Here is a 21,262-nt window from a genome sequence, read left to right as displayed (position 1 = left end):
ATCACCTCTCTACCGATTCCATAACGAAGGCTTCAATAATATCCCCTTCTTTGAAATCGCTAAACCGCTCAAGTGTAATTCCGCACTCGTAGCCTTGAGCAACTTCCTTCACATCGTCCTTGAAGCGTTTCAGCGTATCGATTTTGCCTTCAAATATAACGATGCCTCCACGTACAACTCTTGCCTCAGCGCTGCGAGTAAGCTTACCAGAAGTAATCATGGAACCTGCGATAGCTCCCACCTTGCTCACTTTGAATACGTTACGTACTTCAGCATGACCAATAATGACTTCTTTGAAGATTGGATCCAGCATGCCTTTCATTGCTTGCTCGATCTCTTCAATAACGCTGTAAATAACGCGGTGCATACGAACATCGACCTTCTCTTGCTGTGCAGCCAGATCCGCTTGCGGCTCTGGACGAACGTTGAAGCCAATGACGATTGCATTCGATGCGGAAGCAAGGTTAATATCGGATTCATTGATGGCACCTACGCCGCTATGAATGATTTTGACACGAACGCCTTCAATATCAATCTTGGCAAGGGAGCCTTTCAATGCTTCAGACGAACCTTGAACATCAGATTTGATAATGACATTCAAATCCTTAATCTCGCCATCTGTAATGTGTTTATACAAGTCCTCAAGCGTTACGCGCGAATTCGCGCCCAGCTCTGATTGACGTTGCTTAATGGAGCGACGATCAGCGATTGCCCGTGCTTTGCGCTCATCTTCGAACACCATGAACGGATCGCCAGCTAATGGAACCTCAGTCAAACCAGTAATTTCAACTGGTGTGGAAGGACCTGCTTCTTTTAAACGGCGGCCTTTGTCATTGACCATGGCGCGAACGCGGCCAAAGCAATTGCCGGCAACGAAAGCATCTCCAATTTTGAGTGTGCCATGCTGAACGAGAATGCGTGCAACTGGACCTTTACCTTTGTCGAGCTCTGCCTCAATAACAGTACCGCGAGCACGTTTGTTTGCATTTGCTTTATAATCATTAACCTCAGATACGAGAAGAATCATCTCGAGCAATTCCTCAAGACCAAGCCGTTGCTTCGCAGAAACGTTAACGAAGATCGTATCTCCGCCCCACTCTTCTGGAACCAGCTCATACTCGGTTAGAGCTTGTTTGATTTTGTCAGGATCTGCATCCGGTTTATCGATTTTGTTAACCGCTACAATGATTGGAACGCCAGCTGCTTTGGCATGGTTAACCGCTTCAACTGTTTGAGGCATAACACCATCATCTGCTGCTACAACGATAATCGTAATGTCCGTTACTTGTGCACCACGGGCACGCATAAGTGTAAACGCTTCGTGACCCGGTGTATCCAAGAACGTAATTTTCTTTTGATTGATCTCAACTTGATACGCACCAATATGCTGCGTAATGCCGCCTGCTTCTCCGCCTGTAACATTCGTATGGCGAATTGCATCAAGAAGCGTTGTTTTACCATGGTCAACGTGACCCATAATCGTTACAACTGGTGGACGAGTGCTTAGATTCTCTTCTTCATCGCTTTCTTCAACCGTCTCGAAGGAATCCTCTTCCACTGGAATTTTCACTTCAACTTCAACACCGTATTCACCGGAGAGAAGCATAATGGCATCCATATCAATCTCTTGGTTAATCGTTGCCATAACACCCAAAGTGATCAATCTTTTGATAACCTCGGAAGCATCCTTGTGCAACAGCTTAGCCAAATCGCCTACGGTCATTGTGCCGCGTACGATAATTTTCTTAGGTGTGTTATCCACCTTCTCGCGACGCTCTTGTGGCTGATTGCGCTGGTTGCGCCCTTTGCCGCCGCGGTTATTATTATTGCCGCGGTAGCCGCCTGGCTTGCCATCGTCAAATCTTCTTGGACCGTTGTTGTTATTTGCACCCGGTCTGGATGATTTATTCGCACCTGTTTTGTTGCGGTTCGCATCGCCACCCGCGGTTCCACGTGAAGTCGGTGCCGCTGGACGAGATTCGAATGAACGGTTCTGGCCTTGACCAGATTGGCTGCTGCTAGGACCGCTGCCTGTAGGGCGATTGCCTCCGCCTTGACCGGCTGGACGGTTGCCTGCAGGAGCACCATTAGATGGACGGTTGCCGCCTTGGCCTTGACCTGCTGGGCGGTTCCCGCCTTGACCGGCTGGACGATTGCCTTGACCGCCGCCTTGCGGACCACGGTTCTGGCTGTTATATTGACCGCTTGGACGATTTCCTTGTCCTTGGCTGCCGCTTGGACGATTGCTGTTTTGTTGAGCGGCTGGTCTCGTTGTATTTGAACTAGTGCTGGCACTAGTGTTCGTAGTGCTCGGCGTTGTTTGCTCAGATTGAGTTGGACGTTGTTCTTGTTGCGATTGGTTTGTTTCGGTTGTCGTTTTAATAGAATTCATAGGCCCCTGTCTGTCTGAAGATAAATTTTTATTCGTTGCTTGCGGCTGTTGCGGCTTGCTGGTCGCTTGTGATGCCGACGATACAGTCGCACCATGCGATTCCTGAGCACGCTTAGCAGCAGCATTGGATTTGATGTCGCGGAAGAAACCTTCCACTTTCTGCACCATTTCGGTTTCCATAACACTCATATGGTTGTTAACGGGCAGATTAAGTCTTTTAAGAATAGTAATAATTTCTTTACTGCTCATATTTAGCGACTTGGCGTATTCGTATACGCGTGTCTTATCCTTATTGTCCTTGCTGTCCTGTGGTTTGTTCAATATGATCCACCTCCGAATTTTGACTCAGATGACCCGCAATCATTTTAGCGAACTTTGCATCAGTAACCGCCAGTACGACTCGTTCAAGCTTTCCTATAGCCTTTCCAAGTTGATCGCGGTCAAACGCTTCGGCGAGTTGTACCCCGTAGGTGCTGCATTTATCGCGAAATTTCTTCTTCGTATTCGTTGAAGCGTCACCCGCTATAATAACGAGATGCGCTTCCCCTTTACGTACCGCCTTGAGCACAATTTCATCGCCTGTAATGAGTTTTCCTGCCCTCATAGCCATGCCGAGCGTCGATAAGCTCTTATTCATCTTCATCGCTTATCTGCTCCTTGCTTGCCATAAATTGATCTTCTACCGCAATGAAATCCTGTTCAAGCTGGTCGTAAATTTCCGCGGCGACTGCTTGCTTTAGAGCTCGGTCGAGCGCCTTCGATTTCTTGGCCAGTTTAAAGCAACTGACCTCACCGCATAAATAGGCGCCGCGCCCGGCTTTTTTCCCCGTCAAGTCTATCAACACTTCTTCGTCTGGAGTCCTTACTACCCGGATGAGTTCTTTCTTTGGCTTCATATCTTGGCATGCCACACACTTGCGAAGCGGCACTTTTCTCTGTCTCATCGCACACCCCTCCTCTGCTCGTTATGGAAGCAAGCTGAAGCCGATTATGCTAGGTCAATAGAGACGGAATCTTGATGCATCGTGCCCGTCAACGTTCTTGGACGGCCATATTCCTGTTCAGCTTGCGTCTCACTCTTAATATCGATCTTCCAGCCTGTCAGCTTAGCTGCAAGACGGGCATTCTGACCTTTAATACCGATTGCGAGCGAAAGCTGATAATCCGGCACGATAACCCGCGCCATCTTTTCTTGCTCGAATACGATGACTTCCAGCACCTTCGAAGGGCTAAGCGCGTTGGCTACATACTCCTCAACACTCTCGGACCAGCGAACGATATCGATTTTCTCGCCTGTAAGCTCATTGACAATTGTCTGTACGCGCATGCCTTTGGGACCAACGCAAGAACCGACTGGATCAACCTCTTCATTACGGGAATGAACAGCGATTTTGGAACGGAAGCCCGCTTCGCGCGCTACAGATCTTATCTCCACTACGCCATCATAAATTTCTGGAACCTCAAGCTCGAAAAGACGTTTCAACAAGCCTGGATGAGTACGGGATAAAATAATTTGCGGTCCTTTAGTCGTGTTCTCTACTTTTGTAATATAGGATTTGACTCGATCGCCATGCTTAAATTTATCTGTTGGCATAAGCTCTGTCAAAGGAAGAACCGCTTCGACTTTGCCAAGATCGATGAACAAGTTGCGAACATCCTGGCGCTGAACGATACCATTGACGATATCCTCTTCCTTATCGATAAAGGCATTATAAATCAATCCGCGTTCTGCTTCCCGAATACGCTGTGTAACGACTTGCTTTGCTGTTTGGGCCGCAATACGACCGAAGTCTCTCGGAGTTACTTCGATATCGGCAATATCATCTAACTGATAATGCGGATTAACCTCACGAGATGCATCAACCGTAATTTCGAGACGAGGATCCAGAACTTCCTCTACGACTGTTTTGCGTGCGTATACTTTAATGACGCCCGTATGACGATTAATGTCAACACGAACGTTCTGAGCGGTATTGAAGTTGCGCTTGTAGCTGGATATTAGAGCAGCCTCGATCGCATCTAACAGCACTTCTTTAGTAATTCCTTTATCTCTCTCGATTTCCGATAGTGCTTCAATAAAATCCATGCTCATTGGATTCGAGTTCCCCCTTTCAATAATAGACAGCTATAAGAATAACAAAGGCTGTCACTGTCCTCTAGCGGTAAAGCGTCGTGCCTAGTTTAGAACACGATGGCTAGGCGTGCACCCGCAACCTTCGCATAAGGAATGACATGCTCTTTCTTACCTACTTGGACGCTGACTTGCTCGCCATCAAATGCGGTAAGCTGTCCTTCGAATTCTTTGGAGCCATCAATTGGTTCATAAGTCGTTATGTAGACATGCTTGCCTACGGCCTTGTGAACGTCTTCTGGCTTCTTAAGCGGACGTTCTGCTCCTGGCGATGATACTTCCAAGAAGTAAGCATCGGTGACAGGATCGTTCTTGTCCAGCTGTTCACTTAAAAATTCACTAATCCGGCCGCACTCATCAATGTCGATGCCGCCTTCCTTGTCTACGAACACACGAAGGAAAAAATGACTTCCTTCCTTAACGTACTCAATATCAACAAGTTCAAATCCATTGCTGTCGAGAAAGGGCGTAACCATTTCTTCAACGACGGTTTTGATTTTGGATATGCTCAAATTGGTGTAACCTCCCGTTTGGTCATACGATTGAAACTGGGCTTCATAAGGAGAAAAGCCCAAAAACAAAACGTAAAGAGTGGGTTTCCCCACTCTCTGCTTCAAAGTCTCTATCAACATCATTGCCACAAAAATTATAACATAACCACATAGGAGTGACAAGAAATGTTTTCAAGTACACCCTGCCCTAGAACAACGATAATTGGTTGGATTCCGGCAATCCGCGGAAGCAGCCCATCCCGTTCAAAACCTCAATTACGGTCTTGCTCGCTTTGGATTTCAATTGGAAATCCTCAATAGAAAGAAACTCTCCTTGGTCACGTGAAGCTGCAATATTTCGAGCCGCATTCTCGCCAATTCCTCCGATTGCCCCGAATGGAGGAATGAGGGACTCTCCGTCAACGATAAACTTCGTTCCCTCTGAACGATAAAGATCAATTGGCTTGAACGTGAAGCCGCGCGCTGTCATTTCCAATGCCATTTCGAGCAGCGAGATGCTGTTCTTCTCTTTGGTCGTTGCTTGGAAGCCCTTTTCTTCAATTTCGATCAATCTCTTCAGAATGGCTTCATACCCCTGACATAGCAGCTCGAGATCAAAATCCTCCGCCCTTACCGTAAAGTAAGTGGCGTAGTATTCAATTGGATAATACAATTTGAAGAAAGCTGTACGCACCGCAGAGATAACATAAGCGGCAGCATGCGCCTTCGGAAACATATACTCAATACGAAGGCAGGAGTCAATATACCATTGCGGCACTTTGCAACGCTTCATCTCTTCGATCCATTCCGGCGTTAGCCCCTTGCCCTTCCGCACACTTTCCGTAATTTTGAAAGCAAGCCCTGCATCCATATCTGCTTTATAAATCAGATACAGCATAATGTCATCCCGACAGCCAATAACGGTCTTGATGTTGCAGGTTCCTTTCTTAATCAATTCCTGTGCGTTACCCAGCCATACGCCTGTTCCGTGAGACAAGCCCGATATTTGCAAAAGATCGGCAAAGGAAGAAGGCTGCGTCTCCTGCAGCATTTGTCGGACAAACTTCGTCCCCATCTCCGGCACTCCAAAGGTAGCGACAGGTGAGCGGATCTGCTCAGGAGAAACGTTCAACGATTTGGTCGAATTGAACATGCTCATCACTTTGGGATCATTCATCGGAATCGTTGTAGGATCGACACCCGTCAAATCCTGCAGCATCCTCATCATGGTCGGATCATCATGCCCCAGTATATCCAGCTTAAGCAGATTCATCTCAAAAGCATGATAGTCGAAGTGGGTGGTCTTCCATTCGGCATTCACATCATCCGCTGGAAATTGAACCGGCGTAACATCCTCAACTTCAATATAATCAGGCACAACTACGATACCGCCAGGATGCTGACCCGAGCTGCGCTTCACGCCTGTCACGCCGCTGGCCAATCGAGAAAGCTCCGCACCGCGCCATTTTTTGTTTTGGTCTTCCTCGTATTTTTTGGCGAAGCCATAGCCTGTCTTCTCTGCAACCGTACCAATGGTTCCGGCCCGGAAGACATTTTTCTCGCCAAAAAGTTCCTTCGTATAGTTATGGGCCGTAGGCTGATATTCACCTGAGAAGTTCAAGTCGATATCGGGGACTTTATCGCCTTTGAAGCCTAGGAAGGTCTCAAACGGGATATCCTGTCCCTCGCCTTTAAGCGGCCCATCGCAATTTGGACAGCTCTTCTCCGGCAAATCGAAGCCGCTTGGCACACTGCCATCCAGAAACCACTGGCTGTGCCGGCAATCCGAATTTTTACATAAATAATGAGCAGGCAATGGATTAACCTCGGAGATGCCAAGGAAAGTTGCTACTACGGAAGAGCCTACCGACCCCCGGGACCCTACCAGATAACCATCGGCATTCGACTTTTTCACGAGCCTCTCGGAGATCAAATAGTTGGCAGAGAAGCCGAACTTAATGATTGGCACCAGTTCCTTCTCCAACCGATCAATAACGACCTGAGGCAAATCTTCTCCATACATTCCCTTCGCCGTATTGTAGCAAGTTGCACGAATCTCTTCGTCGGCACCAGGAATAATTGGCGTAAAGAGCTGCTCCGGGAACATGTCGAAAGGCTCGAACCGCTCTGCCAGCTTAATTGTATTCGTAACGACTACCTCATAAGCTCTAGCCTCTCCCAAAAAAGCAAATTCCCGAAGCATTTCCTCCGTTGTCCGAAGATGCGCATCCGGCTTGCGGCGATCTTTGAGCGGGCTAAAGCCAGTAATGCCGTGTATGGCAATATCACGGAATATTTTGTCCCGTGGATTCAAGTAATGAACGTTGCCTGTCGCAATGATTGGCTTTCCAAGCTCGTCGCCAATCTGACATACCCGTCTTATCGCTTGTTCCACTTCAGCACGGCTTCCGACGAGCCCTTTATCAACCAGATGCATATAGAAATCTATAGGCTGTATCTCCAGCACATCATAGAACCGTGCAACGTCTACGGCTTCTTCGTAAGATTTATTAAGCACAGTTTCAAAAAACTCGCCCTTCTCACAACCAGAGATCACAAGCAATCCCTCTCGCAAGTCAACTAATTTGGTTTTCGGTATGCATGCCACGCGCTTGAAATGCTCGGTATGCGATAGCGATACCAGCTTGAACAAATTCTTTTTGCCGACTGCGTTTAAAGCATAGATAGAGCTGTGAAACGGACGTGTATTGGATAAATCCATTCCTACATAATCATTTAATTGATGAAGGCCGGTAATATTACGTTGTGCAGCATCAGCTATAAGCCCGTATAGAACGCCGCCTAAAGCAAGGGAGTCATCTACAGCTCGGTGATGATTCTCTAGACCGACTTTGTATTTATCAGCTAATGTATTCAGTCGATGATTCTTCATCGTGGGATGAATAAACCGTGCCAGCTCCAGTGTATCCAGTACTGGATTCATTACCTCCGGCAGTCCTAGCTCCTTGCAATTGGCTTGTATAAAACCGATATCGAATTTTGCATTATGAGCAACCAGAACGGCATCACCAATAAAAGCAATAAATTGTTTCAGCATAGGCTCTAGCTCTGGCGCATCCTTAACCATCTCATCATTAATGCTCGTAAGCTGCTGAATATGGTAAGGAATCTTCTCATGCGGATTGATAAAGGTAGAAAAACGGTCAGTCTCCTTGCCGCCTTGCATCTTCACGCCGGCAAGCTCGATAATTTTATTATTAATAACGGATAAGCCCGTTGTCTCAATATCAAATACGACATATTCGGTCGTAGCCAGCTGCTCATGCCTTGGGTTAAGCACCATTGGCACTGCATCGTTCACGACATTCGCCTCTAGGCCGAACAACACCTTGATCCCGTGCTTTTTCGCTGATTTGAACGCATCTGGGTAACAATGAATATTGCTGTGGTCGGTTATTGCGATCGCCTGATGACCCCATTTGGCAGCAGTCTTAATGTACGTATCAACAGGTGTTACAGCGTCCATTGCACTCATCGTCGTATGAAGGTGGAATTCTACCCGCTTCTCTTCTGCATTGTCCTTGCGTTCAGGCGGCGAAGGGATCTCATGCAAGTCATTCGGCATCATGACCAGCTCAGGCTCCTGCATGAAGCGGTCATAATCAACCTTGCCTCTTGCCTTAACCCACTTGCCATTAGCAAGAAGACTAAGCACCTTCACATCTTCCTTGTTCTTAGCGAACACTTTCATCGCCATAGAATCCGAGAAATCCGTGACGTTGAACGTGTACAAGGTCATACCGTTACGGAGTTCCTTCACTTCCAGCCCGAATACCGCGCCTTGCACCGTTACTTTCTTCTCTTCTTCCCTAATATTCATCAGAGGCACAGGCTCGTCGCGAATATCATAGCCAATAGCAAGACGTGCTGGAGGCTCGCCTCCATCCTCGGAGGAAGATTCGATGGCAGCATTCTCGATAATCTGGAGTACGGCCTCACGCTCCTCCTGCACGATCTTTTGCTGAAATTCGTCATATACCTCTTGTCTTGATTGATCGCCCGCCCCTACTTCAAGCTTGATCCGATACGTACGGGCAAAATGCCGCTCATAAAATTGGCTGATGGCCTCATCTATCTTCTTCTTTCGAGCAAGCTCCAGCCCCATGCCATCCAATAAGGAAACGGTAATCATATCTCCTGAAGCCAGCATGCCAGCTTTCAACAGCCAGCCATTAACAGAAGCAATCTCCTTCTGAGCCCACTCCATGAACATATTCCAATATTCGCGAGCAATATCTTCGGAAGAAATCGCATCATCATATAAAAACTGGAAGGATGTATCAGCAATATGTGAGAACTTCAAGTTAACCGCTTGGCTTAGGCCGATATAGGCCTTATAAGGAACTAAAGACGTTTTGCGAATGCAAAACGTCCATTTCCTGTTTTTTTTCCCTACGATGACTTGTTCAATATAACCATCTTTGTAATAGGAATGTATAAGTTCTTGCGGCAGTTCAGCTTGCTGCATAAGCAGCTCGAAGCGCTGCCGATTATCTGCGGTTTGGCTCATGGCTATTATTCACTCCTAACGATCCAATCCGAACCTTAATTTTAAAAATTAATAAGCGCGGGCAAATACCACCGTATGCTCCGCATGCTCGCCACATACAAGACAATCCTGCTTCTTCTTCTCAGGCTCGAACGGGATGTTGCGGCTTGTTGCCCCAGTTTCCTCTTTAACCTGCTTCTCACATGCAGCAGAGCCGCACCAGCCCGCCAGAACGAAGCCGCGCTTCTCTTCCATGGAAGCTTTCATTTCGTCAAGGGTATCTACATCATAGAAGTTATCCTCGCTGAATTGCTTCGCTTTCTCGAACATTTCACGCTGAATATCAGCAAGCATCGCTTCTACTTCAGCTACTAGATTTTCTTGCAGCACTATCTTCTTCTCACCGGTTACACGGGATACGAGTACAACCTGCCCGTTCTCCATATCACGTGGACCAAGCTCAAGACGAAGAGGTACCCCTCTCATTTCGTACTCATTGAACTTCCAGCCCGGGCTTACATCAGAACGGTCATCGACGCGAACTCGGACACCCGCTTGCTTCAATTGCGCGTGTAGTTCATCCACACGTCCAACAACCAGCTCACGCGTCTTCGCAGGGCCAATAGGTATCATAATCACTTGCGTAGGCGCCACCTTAGGAGGCAATGCAAGTCCACGATCATCGCCATGCACCATGATCATTGCCCCAATAAGACGGGTACTTACACCCCATGAGGTTGTATGAGCAAATTGCAATGTATTCTCGCGGTCCAAATATTTGATGTCAAAAGCAACCGCGAATTTCGTGCCTAAATAATGAGAAGTACCTGCTTGTACAGCACGGCCGTCCTTCATCATCGCTTCAATGGAATACGTATTTACCGCACCTGCGAAACGCTCCGAAGGCGTTTTTTCACCCACAATCACAGGGATAGCGAGAAATTCTTCCACAAAATCCTTATAAACCTGAAGCATCGTCATCGTTTCCTGACGTGCTTCCTCTTCTGTCTCGTGAGCCGTGTGGCCTTCTTGCCATAGGAATTCGCTCGTACGCAAGAATGGCAATGTCCGCTTCTCCCAACGAACGACGTTCGCCCATTGGTTAATCAAGAGCGGCAAATCACGGTAGGATTGAATCCATTTGGCATACATATGACCGAACATCGTCTCTGAGGTTGGTCGAATCGCCAAGCGCTCCTCCAGCTTCTCGCCTGCAGCCTCTGTTACCCAAGGCAGCTCGGGATTAAAGCCCTCAACATGCTCTTTCTCCTTCTGGAAGAAGCTCTCAGGAATAAACAGCGGGAAATAAGCGTTGCGATGACCCGTTTCTTTGAAGCGGCGGTCTAGATCACGCTGGATATTCTCCCAGAGCTCATAGCCTTCCGGACGGAAGATGATACATCCGCGCACCGGTGAATAATCCATGAGCTCTGCTTTTTTAATAACATCAATATACCATCTGGAGAAATCTTCACCTTGTGGTGTGATTTCTGTAACGAACTGTTTATCCTTAGACATGGCTGAATTAAGACTCCCCTCTTACCAAGCGCAATATATCGTTATAGGTTACAACAAGCATCAACAGCATAATCAATGCAAAACCAATGAAATGAACCATGCTCTCACGATTCGGATCAATCGGACGTCCTCGCACTGCCTCTATTCCAAGGAAAATAAGCCGGCTTCCATCAAGCGCTGGAATAGGCAGCAGATTAAATATCCCGAGATACAAGCTGAGCAATCCTGTCCAAAGCGTTAGATTGGTAATGCCCTGTTGAGCAATCTGACTGGTATATTCTGCTGTACGAACGGGTCCCCCCAGATCATCCAGCTTGAATTCTCCCATAATGAGTTTCTTGAAGCCATCAAATATACTAATGGTCATCGACTTCATGTAGTTGGCTGCACCCGTTATCGTCTCAGAAAACGATGCCGTGCGAGTTGGGATAGGCGGGAAATCAGGCGTTATGCCTACTTTGCCAATGCCCTCTTCATTCGGTACAGGGGTGAGTGTCACCTCTTGCCGCGTTCCATCCCGAACAATACCCATTTTCACTGGTACATTCGGCGACTTGCCGATAATATCCACCATAATCATGAAGTCTCCGCCAATCTTGATTCCGTTAATAGATTCAAGAATATCACCCTTCTGAAGATTAGCTTTGGCGGATGGCGTATCAGGCAGCGTATCCCCTACAAAAACTTTATCCGGCGTTCCCACCGGGATGCCCGACAATTGAATATAAACGGCAAATAAAACAAATGCAAGCACAAAGTTCATCATTGGACCGGCAAAAATAGCCATAGCCCTTGCTGCGACAGATTTGCTGCCGAATTGTCGATCAAGCGGGGCAATTTGTGTATCTCTGCCCTTGCTGATCATAAAAGCTTGCGGATGAATGCTGTAGCGTTCATTGTCGCCTTCGATATCAAGCGTGACATAGAGATCCTTCTCCAAATCAATAGCTACAACTTCTCCGCGTACAACACCGCTTCGTTCATCCAGTCGATCAAGATAAAGGCGAGTAACCTGTCCATCCTTCACTCGCACTGCGATCGTCTGACCGGGATTAACATCCACGATTTCCGGGTCTTCACCCGCCATTCTAACAAAACCGCCTGCTGGAACGAGTCTCAACGTAAAGCGAGTCTCTCCTCTTTTGATTGAGAACAGCTTCGGACCGAAGCCAATAGCGAATTCTCTAACCAATATGCCTGCACGCTTGGCAAAATAATAATGACCCCATTCATGGATGGTCACAATGACAAAAAATACGAGAACGGTCAAAAAAACGACCTGAATCATCTCCATAGCGAGCCTCCTGTTCGTAACGGCCTGTACATAGATTATCATTATTCTCCCGTTCGATACAAGAGAACCGCAGGTTGGCCACTAGCTATACATTAGCTGCTATTGAACGCGCCCATGCGTCTATTTCTGCTATTGTTTCCAAATCATTCACATTTGTAACCGTATGACGCTGTAATACCTCTTCTAATACACGTTCGATTCCCAAAAACTCGATCTCTCCATGGAGGAACCTCGCTACAGCCACTTCATTAGCAGCATTGAATACGGTAGGAGCGGATTGACCGGCCTTGCCGCATTCAAAGGCTAAACGCAGGCACGGGAATCTGTCAAAATCCATTGCACGGAAGTTCAGCTGGCCGATGGCCGCCAAATTCATGCGTTCCGTCGGTGTAGGCCGGCGTTCGGGATAAGTAAGTGCATATTGGATAGGAACTCGCATATCCGGCAAGCCCATTTGGGCAATTACACTATGATCGGCAAATTCCACGAAGGAATGAATAATGCTCTCGGGATGAATGAGAACGTCGATCTGTTCATAGGAAACGCCGAACAGCCATTTCGCCTCAATCACTTCCAATCCCTTATTCACCATTGTCGCTGAATCTATTGTGATCTTCGCGCCCATTGACCAGTTCGGATGATTAAGTGCTTCGTCAACTGTCACTCCGACCAGCTGTTCGCGAGTGCGGTCACGAAACGACCCTCCGGAAGCAGTCAATGTCAAGCGACTCAGAGATTCCCGCTGTTCACCGTTCAAGCATTGAAAAATCGCGGAATGCTCACTATCGATCGGTATAATAGCTACACCCTTTTGTCTGGCACGCTCCATCACGATATGACCGGCCGTCACTAACGTTTCTTTATTTGCTAAGCCAATTGTCTTGCCAGCATCAATGGCTGCAAGTGTAGCTGGCAGCCCACGGCTGCCTACAATGGCGGTAACAACGAGATCAGCGTCTCCGTTAGCTGCCGTCTCAATCAGACCTTCCTCGCCATATACGACGCGAGTGCCTTGCGGCAATGAGGATGCTGCTTCATCGGCCAGCTCCTTCGATGATAAACAGACGATTGCCGGATGAAACCGTTGTGCTTGCTCAATAAGTAAAGAAACGTTGCTGCCGGCCGATAATCCGACAACTTGATACCTCTCCGGATCATTAGCTATAACATCCAACGTTTGAGTGCCAATGGAACCGGTGGAACCTAGTATAGTAATTTTCATAAGTTCCTCCTATGCATTTGAAGCCTTAACCGTGCAGGCTGATGCAGCGCCCTTTTATTCTTAAGTCGCTGCACCCTCTTCCTTAAAGTGGAAGCAAGCCTGATAAGACGAGAAGCGGGAATACAATGATCCAGCTATCGCAGCGATCAAGTACACCGCCATGCCCTGGCAATAGTGTGCCTGTATCTTTTATATCACGCACCCGTTTGTATGCCGATTGAATAAGATCCCCCAGCTGACCTGCGACAGCAGCAATCAATCCGATTAGAATAGCTGTAGAAAAATCAATAAATGATGGTGCAGCCCATGCGAATACAATTGCTACCACAATGGATAGCGCTACCCCGCCGAGAGACCCTTCAATAGTCTTGTTAGGGCTAATAGAAGGCCATAATTTATGTTTGCCTATTGCTTTGCCTACAAAATAAGCGCCTATGTCAGAAGACCATATGCAGCCGAATAATAGAAAGGTCCATAGCAGTCCATCCTGCTCCATCTGTCTGACCGCATTCATTGCTCCAAAGCCATAGCCTACATATAAAGCGCCCATCAGCATTAGCGCGGCGCTATCAATTGTAATTTTATTTTTGGTAACCACTGTTGTTGTAAGGAGTAAAAATGCCAATATCCAAAGAATTGTCATTGCAGACGGCGATTGGAGCCCCCACAATTCCCAAGGCAATACGAATAATAACATGCCGACATAGCCAAGAAGGGACACCGGATGATTCCAGCTCTGTCCATTCATGCGTACATACTCCGTAAAGCCTATCGTAGCCAACAACACTAACAAGCCGGCATAGAACCAGCTACCGGCTAGCGTTACCGCGATAAAAAATACGCCGGCTATAACACCTGTTACGATTCGCTGTTTCAAAATTTAGGTCACACTCCGTCATTGAAGCCTAAAGGCCCCCGTATCTTCGCGCTCGACGTTGATACTCTCGAATCGCTTCTTGAAAATGAGCTTCGTTAAACTCAGGCCAATACACGTCAGTAAACCACATTTCGCTATAGGCCAATTGCCACAACATGAAGTTGCTCAATCTAAGCTCTCCGCTTGTACGAATTAACAGATCGGGGTCCGGCATGTCTCCGCTAAGCAAACGATTCGACATAAGATTCTCGTCAATTTGATCAGCAGACAATGTGCCATCCTGAACTTGAACGGCTATATCCTTAATAGCCTCAAGTATCTCCTTACGGCTCCCGTAATTCAACGCAAAGTTCAGCACAAGCCCCGTGTTATCTATCGTCCTTTCGATCGCTTCCTCAAGCGCGCTTAATGTATAAGAGGGCAGCTCTTCTTTATGCCCCATTACACGTACCTGCACGTTATTTAGGATCAGTTCCTCCAGCTCCAGCTCAAGAAACTGTTGAGGCAGCTTCATCAAAAAGTCAACTTCATCCTTCGGCCTTTTCCAATTTTCCGTTGAGAAAGCATAAAGAGTCAAATATTTAACACCGAGACGATCTGCTTCCCTTACGATCCGCTTAACCGTTTTCATGCCGGAATGATGACCTGCGATTCTTGGCAATCCCCGGCTTTTAGCCCAACGCCCATTGCCGTCCATTATAATAGCGACATGCTGCGGAACGTTGTCCAGCGCTGACGGTTCAGCCGTTTCTGAAGACGATTTGCCTAGTTTGGCCCAAAGTCGACTGATCATCTTCGTTCCTCCTACCCGGAATTCAAAACCAAACCCCACCTTACGGAGGGGCTTAAGGTGTTCATTATACTTCCATGATTTCTTTCTCTTTTGCAACCAACACTTTATCTACCTCAGCAATAAAACGATCTGTTGCTTTTTGAATATCTTCTTGATAACGACGAGATTCATCTTCCGAAATCGTTGTTTTTTCCAGCTTTTTAATATCATCATTCGCATCACGACGGATATTGCGAATAGCAACCTTCGATTCTTCACCGAATTTTTTCGTTGTTTTTACCAGATCTGCACGACGCTCTTCTGTCAGCGGCGGAATCGAAATACGAATCGCTGCACCGTCATTTTGTGGAGTAAGACCAAGATCTGACTTCATGATTGCTTTTTCAATCGCAGCAATTGAGGTCTTATCCCACGGTTGAATGAACAACGTACGGGAATCCGGCGTATTCACGTTAGCCAATTGTGATACTGGCGTTGGAGCGCCATAATACTCAACTTGAATACGATCCAGCAATGCAGGAGTTGCACGTCCAGCACGCAGTGTAGCAAGATCGCGCTTCAAAGCGCCGATAGCTTTCTCCATACGATCTTCAGCATGTTTTTTGATTTCTTGTGGCATTATTTCCCACTCCCTCTTACAATCGTTCCGATCTTCTCACCTTGTACGACTCTCTTAATATTCCCTTTCTCAGTGATCGCGAACACGACTAGTGGAATATTATTGTCCATACATAAAGAAGAAGCGGTTGAGTCCATTACACCAAGGTTTTTATTCAACACTTCCATATAGGTCAATTCTTCGAACTTCTCGGCAGTTGGATCTTTGAACGGATCAGCAGAATATACGCCATCAACCTTATTTTTAGCCATCAATATAACTTCGGCTTCAATTTCGGCAGCACGCAATGCAGCAGTCGTATCTGTGGAGAAGAATGGATTACCAGTCCCCGCTGCAAAAATAACGACGCGACCCTTCTCCAAATGACGAATAGCACGTCTTCTAATATAAGGTTCTGCGATTTGTTGCATCGCAATCGAAGTCTGAACACGGGTAGGAACCTCAATTTGCTCTAAGGCATCCTGTAGCGCCAATGAATTCATGACCGTAGCAAGCATGCCCATGTAATCGGCTGTAGCGCGATCTATCCCCTTCTCAGTCCCTGCAATTCCCCGCCAGATGTTGCCGCCGCCAACTACTATGGCAACCTCTACGCCAAGTGCTACAACTTCTTTCACTTGATCCGCAATTTCCGAGATGACTGATGCTTCAATTCCAAATCCATGCTGCCCAGATAAGGATTCGCCGCTTACCTTCAATACTATACGTTTAAACACAGGCTGTCCCACGTTCTTACCCCCATCTTGAACCTCATATTATTCGAGGTTGTCTATACTATCTTGCCTTAAAATCTCATGCATAAAAAATTTTGAAAAAAGAGGCGGGGCGGACGCCCCGCCCCGTCTCGGCGCTTCGGTTTTACAGTTTCGCTTGTGCCATAACTTCTTCTACAAAGTTATCAACTTTTTTCTCAAGGCCTTCACCAAGCTCGTAACGAACGAAGCGACGGATCGAGATGTTCTCGCCGATTGCACTAATTTTTTCGTTAAGCAAAGCAGCGATCGTTTTGTCTGGGTCTTTAACGAAGGATTGCTCAAGCAAGCAATATTCTTCGTAGTATTTGGAGATACGGCCATCAACCATTTTCTCAACGATGTTAGCTGGTTTGCCTTCGTTCAATGCTTGTGCCTTCAGAATTTCACGCTCTTTTTCGATCTCATCGCCAGGAACTTCCTCACGACGAACGAATTTAGGGTTTGCAGCAGCGATATGCATAGCGATATCTCTTGCAAATGTGCGGAATTGATCTGTTTTTGCAACAAAGTCAGTCTCGCAGTTGATTTCTACCAGAACGCCGATACGGCCGCCTGCGTGGATATACGATTCAACAACGCCCTCAGTAGCGATACGGCCTGCTTTGTTTGCTGCTGCGGAAAGGCCTTTCTCACGAAGGAACTCAACTGCTTTCGTAATATCACCGTTTGTTTCATCCAAAGCTTTTTTACAATCAAGCATACCTGCTCCAGTTCTTTCACGAAGCTCTTTAACTGCACTAGCGCTAACTGCCATTATTGTACCCTCCTGAAAATATCTATTTAAATTCTGTACTGCAATTTAGCTGAAAAAAAGGGCGGTGAGAGGCTTTCACCTTCTGACCACCCTTTGTTGTCTACCTGTTTTGTTGGATTAAGCAGTTGTTTGTTCGCCTTGGTTAGCTTCAACAATTGCATCAGCCATTTTGGAAGTAAGCAATTTAACTGCGCGGATCGCGTCGTCATTACCTGGAATAACATAATCAATTTCGTCCGGATCGCAGTTTGTATCAACGATACCTACGATTGGAATACCCAATTTGCGAGCTTCTGCAACAGCAATACGCTCTTTGCGAGGATCAATGATGAACAATGCGCTTGGCAAACCTTTCATGCCTTTGATGCCGCCCAAGAATTTCTCAAGACGATCTTTTTCTTTGTTAAGAATGATAACTTCTTTTTTAGGCAGTACTTCGAAAGTACCGTCTTCCGACCACTTCTCAAGCAAACGCAAACGATCGATACGTTTTTGAATCGTTTGGAAGTTAGTCAGAGTTCCACCCAACCAACGTTGGTTGATGTAGAAGTTGCCACAACGCTCAGCTTCCTCTTTAACGGAATCTTGCGCTTGTTTTTTTGTGCCGACGAACAGCATAGTGCCGCCATCTGCAGCGATAGAGCGAACAAAGTTGTAAGCTTCCTCAACCTTTTTCACTGTTTTTTGAAGATCAATAATGTAAATTCCGTTTCTTTCTGTGAAGATATAACGATCCATCTTCGGGTTCCAACGACGAGTCTGATGACCGAAGTGTACCCCAGCTTCTAAAAGCTGTTTCATGGAAATAACCGCCATCTCCAACACCTCCTGTAATGGTTTTTTTTGTAGTGCTCCTCCGCCTATATCATCTTTCGTTAAAACTTCCGGCAGCCGGAAGCACCCTTAACGAAATTAATGGGCGTGTGTTTTTAACACCGTCAATTAATATAACATATCTGCATGCTTGGTGCAACATTCCAATCCGATATTCCTGAATCAATTATTCGCAGCCGGATTCAACTTATTATATTCTTCCCTTGTCAAGGGCTGGCTCGTTATAATCGTTATAACCTGATCCACCGTTAGGCTGCCTGGAAACAAAAAATAACCGGCGCGAACCAGTTTTTTGGATTTCTTCATTTGTGAGATAAACGCGGCCTTGTCGCTAATTACTTTATTCTCTGCCAATAGCTTGGCTGTTGCCGTCAAATTCATACCGCCCTCGATCTGCACGAACCGATTAACGGCTTGCTGCTCAATGGCCGGCTCATTCGCAGGCTTTTTGCTATTGTCAGCCTCTTTACGGGCTTCCTCAAGCTTAGCTTTAAATTCCGCTTCCGCCTCGCTCTTCGCTTCTGTCGCTGCTGTGACGCGTTCCTCTGCAAGCTTGGCATCTAGCTCTGACTGACTATAGAGCTTGGGCTCCTGCGCATCCAAGCCTTCCTGCAGCTTCTTAGTATTCTCTTCTCCTATGAACATCATTTGCAATAACAGAGCGCCTGCAATTATACCCAGTCCGAGTCCCGTAAGAAAGCTTCGTTTACTAACCACGAGCAGCCTCCTCTTGCTTGGCAAGCTGTAGTATCAGCTGAACTTCGCCTTTATTCATCCCCGACTTTTTCGCAATTGCTTCTATGGATTTCCCCTGTTGGTATTGCTCAAGCAAATTAGCATAACGGGTATGAATAGCAGAAGAAGGAGCAGGCGTTGGCGATTGCTCCTCGTAGCTGACAGAAGCAGCAGCTGGCGGTGACGTTGGTACAAGTGCGGCCTTTTGGAGCTCTGCTTTTTGCAATTCTACCTTATGTGTTTCTTGCCGCTGAAGCAATTGCTCCATCTCTGCCAGCTTTGCTTCCAGCTCAACTATTTTCTGGTCCTTGGATTCCATGTGCGCTCGCGCTTCTTCACGAGAAGCGGTTACAAGCTGCACAAGCTGCTGATTATCCGTCTCCATGTTCTCCATAAATTGCTCCAAGGCAACTTCCATATTGCGTACGCCCTGATCAGAGCCTGCAGTAGGCTTATTCTGTTTTTGTCTTGGAACAAGCAATGCGCACACGAGTACGAATGCTCCTAGCAACACAATGTATGACCAATTAGACATTGTTGATTACACCTTCCTAAGCTCTAAAGCTTTACATCGAAATGATGCCCTTTGAATGGATGCGCAGGCGGATGATCCTGCTCATCCGAATCAGCTTCATTGTTCTTTTTCTTCTTGGCAGAAGGCTGCTTCGATTGAGGCTGCTCCTGGTCCTTACGTATATTAAGCCCGACAGCATGCTCAATTTCCGTATTTTTGGTTCGCATGATTTCGGTTTCCTTCGTCATCGTTTCGCCCAGTCTAGTCTGCTCAATCATGGGCCTCAGATTCGCTTGGCTTTGTATTCCACTCGCTTCTGGCGTCCGTGGAACGGATAGCTGAAAATCAATAGGCTTGAATGCCATTTCTAATTCCCCCTCACAATGATCTAAGCAAGGACATAGCTAACTAAGATTTGTAAGGAACTTGAACGATATCGCCTTCCGAATACTGAAACGAAACACGCTGCACGGAATCCTTTATGAAGCGCGTATATCTGCCGATTACAATTTTAATGCCGCCATAGACAATATGAGTAACATCTACCTTCGCTCGATCTGTATCCTCTAGCGCCTTTTCGATATCAAGAATCCGTTCCTTCATTCGATCAATATCAAGGACAGTTTGCCGTTTGGTTGCTCCGAGCTTTGTACGAAGTGCCATCTTGTCTTCTGTGATCTGGCCTGCAAAGGCTAATTGATCAAGAATTGTCAGCGCTTTCTCGGTTTTATCCAAGCTATCGATCGACTGCCTTAATTTGATCCTCAGCTCCTGAAGCTCTGAGCGAGACTCCGGCAGCGCTCCAACTTCAATAGCCGTTGTAGTCGACATTGTATTGCCAATAACGCGAGCTGAGACAAGCTCGGCTGCTTGAATAGAGCCTCCGACGATAAGTCCCTTGGAGCCGGAACAAATAACGCCCCTTCCTGCACGCACATTGGAATGCATGATGCTTTGAGAGACGAGGACGTCTTGCCCCGCATACACATTGCCGTCTTGAATAAAGGAGCTCTTGACGTTTTTGCCTGCCTTCACGAAGCCCTTGTTGCCAGCCATAATGCCGCCGGTCACTTCAATCGAGCCCTCCGCTTCAACCTCTGCACCTTCAATTCCGCCAACAATGCGGATATCACCAGCAGCCTTTATCCTGAACCCGCTCAGAACATTGCCCCTAATGACGACCGTTCCGACAAAATCAATATTGCCCACCTTATAGTCAACATCTCCATTTACTTCATAGACCGGAAATACGTTGATTTTGTCTTTATCTGTCATCGTAATGAGCCCGTCGATCGCGGAATACATGCCGGTCTGCTCTGCATTAACGACAACATTTTTGCCAACCTTGAATCTGGCTTCTTTGCCTAGCTTGGCGGGAATTTCCTCACCGGTTACGGTCTTCCCGGGAGCGCCGTATTGCGCAGCAACCCGTTCTGCAATCAATTGACCGCGTCTGACGTTTTTCAGCTTGGACACTTCTTTGAAGTCAATCTTGCCATCTTCCAGCTCTGTCGGACGATGCTCCTCATCTGTCATATCATAAAGCATTCTAATGGAGCCATTCTTCCCCTCGGATGGAGCATTCCCGCTGGCAATCAAAGTTTGTTCCTTGCAATAAGCAAGAGGATTATTGCATATTTCGTCCAGTAGACTGATACGAACGCCATGAGCAATCCCTTTTCTGGTGATGAATTGCTCTAATTGGCTAGTTGTACAATCAAATTCCTCGGTAATTCGATTAAAAAGTAGAAAGGCAGACAGTTTATCGGCTGATGTCTGGATGCGTAAGTAAGATTCTAATAAATGATCTTCCACCCTACTCC

Annotated in this window: 19 protein-coding genes; all 19 read right to left on the bottom strand. The window is 46.8% G+C overall.

Annotated features, from left to right (window positions below; genetic code table 11):
* Nucleotide 1 precedes the first annotated feature (1 nt).
* A complete protein-coding gene (gene infB / locus AC50YO_RS00505; protein WP_494843177.1) occupies nucleotides 2-2,641 on the bottom strand; it encodes a translation initiation factor IF-2 in 2,640 nt (879 codons plus the stop codon).
* A gap of 40 nt (nucleotides 2,642-2,681) precedes the next feature.
* Nucleotides 2,682-3,029 carry a L7Ae/L30e/S12e/Gadd45 family ribosomal protein gene (locus AC50YO_RS00500; protein WP_494843175.1) on the bottom strand — a complete coding sequence of 116 codons (348 nt, stop codon included), beginning with the start codon at nucleotides 3,027-3,029 and terminating at the stop codon, nucleotides 2,682-2,684.
* A complete protein-coding gene (rnpM, locus tag AC50YO_RS00495) occupies nucleotides 3,022-3,336 on the bottom strand; it encodes an RNase P modulator RnpM (protein WP_494841985.1) in 315 nt (104 codons plus the stop codon). Before rnpM ends, AC50YO_RS00500 begins: the two co-directional genes overlap by 8 nt.
* Nucleotides 3,337-3,380: 44 nt before the next feature.
* Nucleotides 3,381-4,484, bottom strand: coding sequence for a transcription termination factor NusA (nusA, locus tag AC50YO_RS00490; RefSeq protein ID WP_494841983.1), 1,104 nt, complete (start codon nucleotides 4,482-4,484; stop codon nucleotides 3,381-3,383).
* Between the two features lie 89 nt (nucleotides 4,485-4,573).
* Entirely contained in the window at nucleotides 4,574-5,035 is a 462-nt protein-coding gene (gene rimP, locus AC50YO_RS00485) for a ribosome maturation factor RimP (RefSeq protein ID WP_494841981.1), read from the bottom strand.
* A 187-nt stretch (nucleotides 5,036-5,222) separates the two neighbouring features.
* Nucleotides 5,223-9,545, bottom strand: coding sequence for a PolC-type DNA polymerase III (locus AC50YO_RS00480; RefSeq protein ID WP_494841979.1), 4,323 nt, complete (start codon nucleotides 9,543-9,545; stop codon nucleotides 5,223-5,225).
* Nucleotides 9,546-9,593: 48 nt separating this feature from the next.
* The gene (gene proS, locus AC50YO_RS00475) at nucleotides 9,594-11,042 is read right to left on the bottom strand and encodes a proline--tRNA ligase (protein ID WP_494841977.1); all 1,449 of its coding nucleotides are present in this window, start codon (nucleotides 11,040-11,042) and stop codon (nucleotides 9,594-9,596) included.
* A gap of 7 nt (nucleotides 11,043-11,049) precedes the next feature.
* Nucleotides 11,050-12,336, bottom strand: a complete 1,287-nt coding sequence (gene rseP, locus AC50YO_RS00470; protein WP_494841975.1) for an RIP metalloprotease RseP — start codon at nucleotides 12,334-12,336, stop codon at nucleotides 11,050-11,052.
* Between the two features lie 85 nt (nucleotides 12,337-12,421).
* On the bottom strand, nucleotides 12,422-13,558 hold the full coding sequence (locus AC50YO_RS00465) for a 1-deoxy-D-xylulose-5-phosphate reductoisomerase (RefSeq protein WP_494841971.1): 1,137 nt from the start codon (nucleotides 13,556-13,558) through the stop codon (nucleotides 12,422-12,424).
* Between the two features lie 82 nt (nucleotides 13,559-13,640).
* Nucleotides 13,641-14,435 carry a phosphatidate cytidylyltransferase gene (locus AC50YO_RS00460; RefSeq protein ID WP_494841967.1) on the bottom strand — a complete coding sequence of 265 codons (795 nt, stop codon included), beginning with the start codon at nucleotides 14,433-14,435 and terminating at the stop codon, nucleotides 13,641-13,643.
* 28 nt (nucleotides 14,436-14,463) lie between these two features.
* Nucleotides 14,464-15,228: an undecaprenyl pyrophosphate synthase gene (gene uppS, locus AC50YO_RS00455; RefSeq protein WP_494841964.1), complete on the bottom strand. Its 765-nt coding sequence runs from the start codon at nucleotides 15,226-15,228 to the stop codon at nucleotides 14,464-14,466.
* Nucleotides 15,229-15,292: 64 nt separating this feature from the next.
* Complete coding sequence (frr, locus tag AC50YO_RS00450; protein WP_494841962.1) at nucleotides 15,293-15,847, bottom strand: ribosome recycling factor; 555 nt, start codon at nucleotides 15,845-15,847, stop codon at nucleotides 15,293-15,295.
* Nucleotides 15,847-16,575 (bottom strand): UMP kinase, encoded by a 729-nt coding sequence (gene pyrH / locus AC50YO_RS00445; RefSeq protein ID WP_494841960.1) that lies wholly within the window; start codon nucleotides 16,573-16,575, stop codon nucleotides 15,847-15,849. Before pyrH ends, frr begins: the two co-directional genes overlap by 1 nt.
* A gap of 130 nt (nucleotides 16,576-16,705) precedes the next feature.
* The gene (gene tsf / locus AC50YO_RS00440) at nucleotides 16,706-17,356 is read right to left on the bottom strand and encodes a translation elongation factor Ts (RefSeq protein ID WP_494841958.1); all 651 of its coding nucleotides are present in this window, start codon (nucleotides 17,354-17,356) and stop codon (nucleotides 16,706-16,708) included.
* 117 nt (nucleotides 17,357-17,473) lie between these two features.
* Nucleotides 17,474-18,172, bottom strand: coding sequence for a 30S ribosomal protein S2 (gene rpsB, locus AC50YO_RS00435; RefSeq protein ID WP_494841956.1), 699 nt, complete (start codon nucleotides 18,170-18,172; stop codon nucleotides 17,474-17,476).
* Nucleotides 18,173-18,352: 180 nt separating this feature from the next.
* Nucleotides 18,353-18,907 (bottom strand): hypothetical protein, encoded by a 555-nt coding sequence (locus AC50YO_RS00430; protein ID WP_494841954.1) that lies wholly within the window; start codon nucleotides 18,905-18,907, stop codon nucleotides 18,353-18,355.
* Entirely contained in the window at nucleotides 18,900-19,460 is a 561-nt protein-coding gene (locus AC50YO_RS00425) for a hypothetical protein (protein WP_494841952.1), read from the bottom strand. Before AC50YO_RS00425 ends, AC50YO_RS00430 begins: the two co-directional genes overlap by 8 nt.
* 23 nt (nucleotides 19,461-19,483) lie before the next feature.
* Nucleotides 19,484-19,804 (bottom strand): hypothetical protein, encoded by a 321-nt coding sequence (locus AC50YO_RS00420; protein WP_494841950.1) that lies wholly within the window; start codon nucleotides 19,802-19,804, stop codon nucleotides 19,484-19,486.
* A gap of 43 nt (nucleotides 19,805-19,847) precedes the next feature.
* Nucleotides 19,848-21,254 (bottom strand): flagellar assembly protein A, encoded by a 1,407-nt coding sequence (locus tag AC50YO_RS00415; RefSeq protein WP_494841948.1) that lies wholly within the window; start codon nucleotides 21,252-21,254, stop codon nucleotides 19,848-19,850.
* Nucleotides 21,255-21,262 lie beyond the last annotated feature (8 nt).

The sequence above is a fragment of the Paenibacillus sp. J22P59 genome (genome assembly GCF_059383895.1).
This window is presented reverse-complemented; position numbering and strand designations above follow the sequence as displayed.

Coding starts and splice junctions, on each gene's coding strand:
- uppS (WP_494841964.1), bottom strand. CDS start 15,228: ATGATCAGTCGACTTTGGGCCAAACTAGGCAAATCGTCTTCAGAAACG.
- infB (WP_494843177.1), bottom strand. CDS start 2,641: ATGAGCAGTAAAGAAATTATTACTATTCTTAAAAGACTTAATCTGCCC.
- proS (WP_494841977.1), bottom strand. CDS start 11,042: ATGTCTAAGGATAAACAGTTCGTTACAGAAATCACACCACAAGGTGAA.
- AC50YO_RS00425 (WP_494841952.1), bottom strand. CDS start 19,460: ATGTCTAATTGGTCATACATTGTGTTGCTAGGAGCATTCGTACTCGTG.
- AC50YO_RS00465 (WP_494841971.1), bottom strand. CDS start 13,558: ATGAAAATTACTATACTAGGTTCCACCGGTTCCATTGGCACTCAAACG.
- frr (WP_494841962.1), bottom strand. CDS start 15,847: ATGCCACAAGAAATCAAAAAACATGCTGAAGATCGTATGGAGAAAGCT.
- rpsB (WP_494841956.1), bottom strand. CDS start 18,172: ATGGCGGTTATTTCCATGAAACAGCTTTTAGAAGCTGGGGTACACTTC.
- tsf (WP_494841958.1), bottom strand. CDS start 17,356: ATGGCAGTTAGCGCTAGTGCAGTTAAAGAGCTTCGTGAAAGAACTGGA.
- rnpM (WP_494841985.1), bottom strand. CDS start 3,336: ATGAGACAGAGAAAAGTGCCGCTTCGCAAGTGTGTGGCATGCCAAGAT.
- rseP (WP_494841975.1), bottom strand. CDS start 12,336: ATGGAGATGATTCAGGTCGTTTTTTTGACCGTTCTCGTATTTTTTGTC.
- AC50YO_RS00500 (WP_494843175.1), bottom strand. CDS start 3,029: ATGAATAAGAGCTTATCGACGCTCGGCATGGCTATGAGGGCAGGAAAA.
- nusA (WP_494841983.1), bottom strand. CDS start 4,484: ATGAGCATGGATTTTATTGAAGCACTATCGGAAATCGAGAGAGATAAA.
- AC50YO_RS00420 (WP_494841950.1), bottom strand. CDS start 19,804: ATGGCATTCAAGCCTATTGATTTTCAGCTATCCGTTCCACGGACGCCA.
- AC50YO_RS00480 (WP_494841979.1), bottom strand. CDS start 9,545: ATGAGCCAAACCGCAGATAATCGGCAGCGCTTCGAGCTGCTTATGCAG.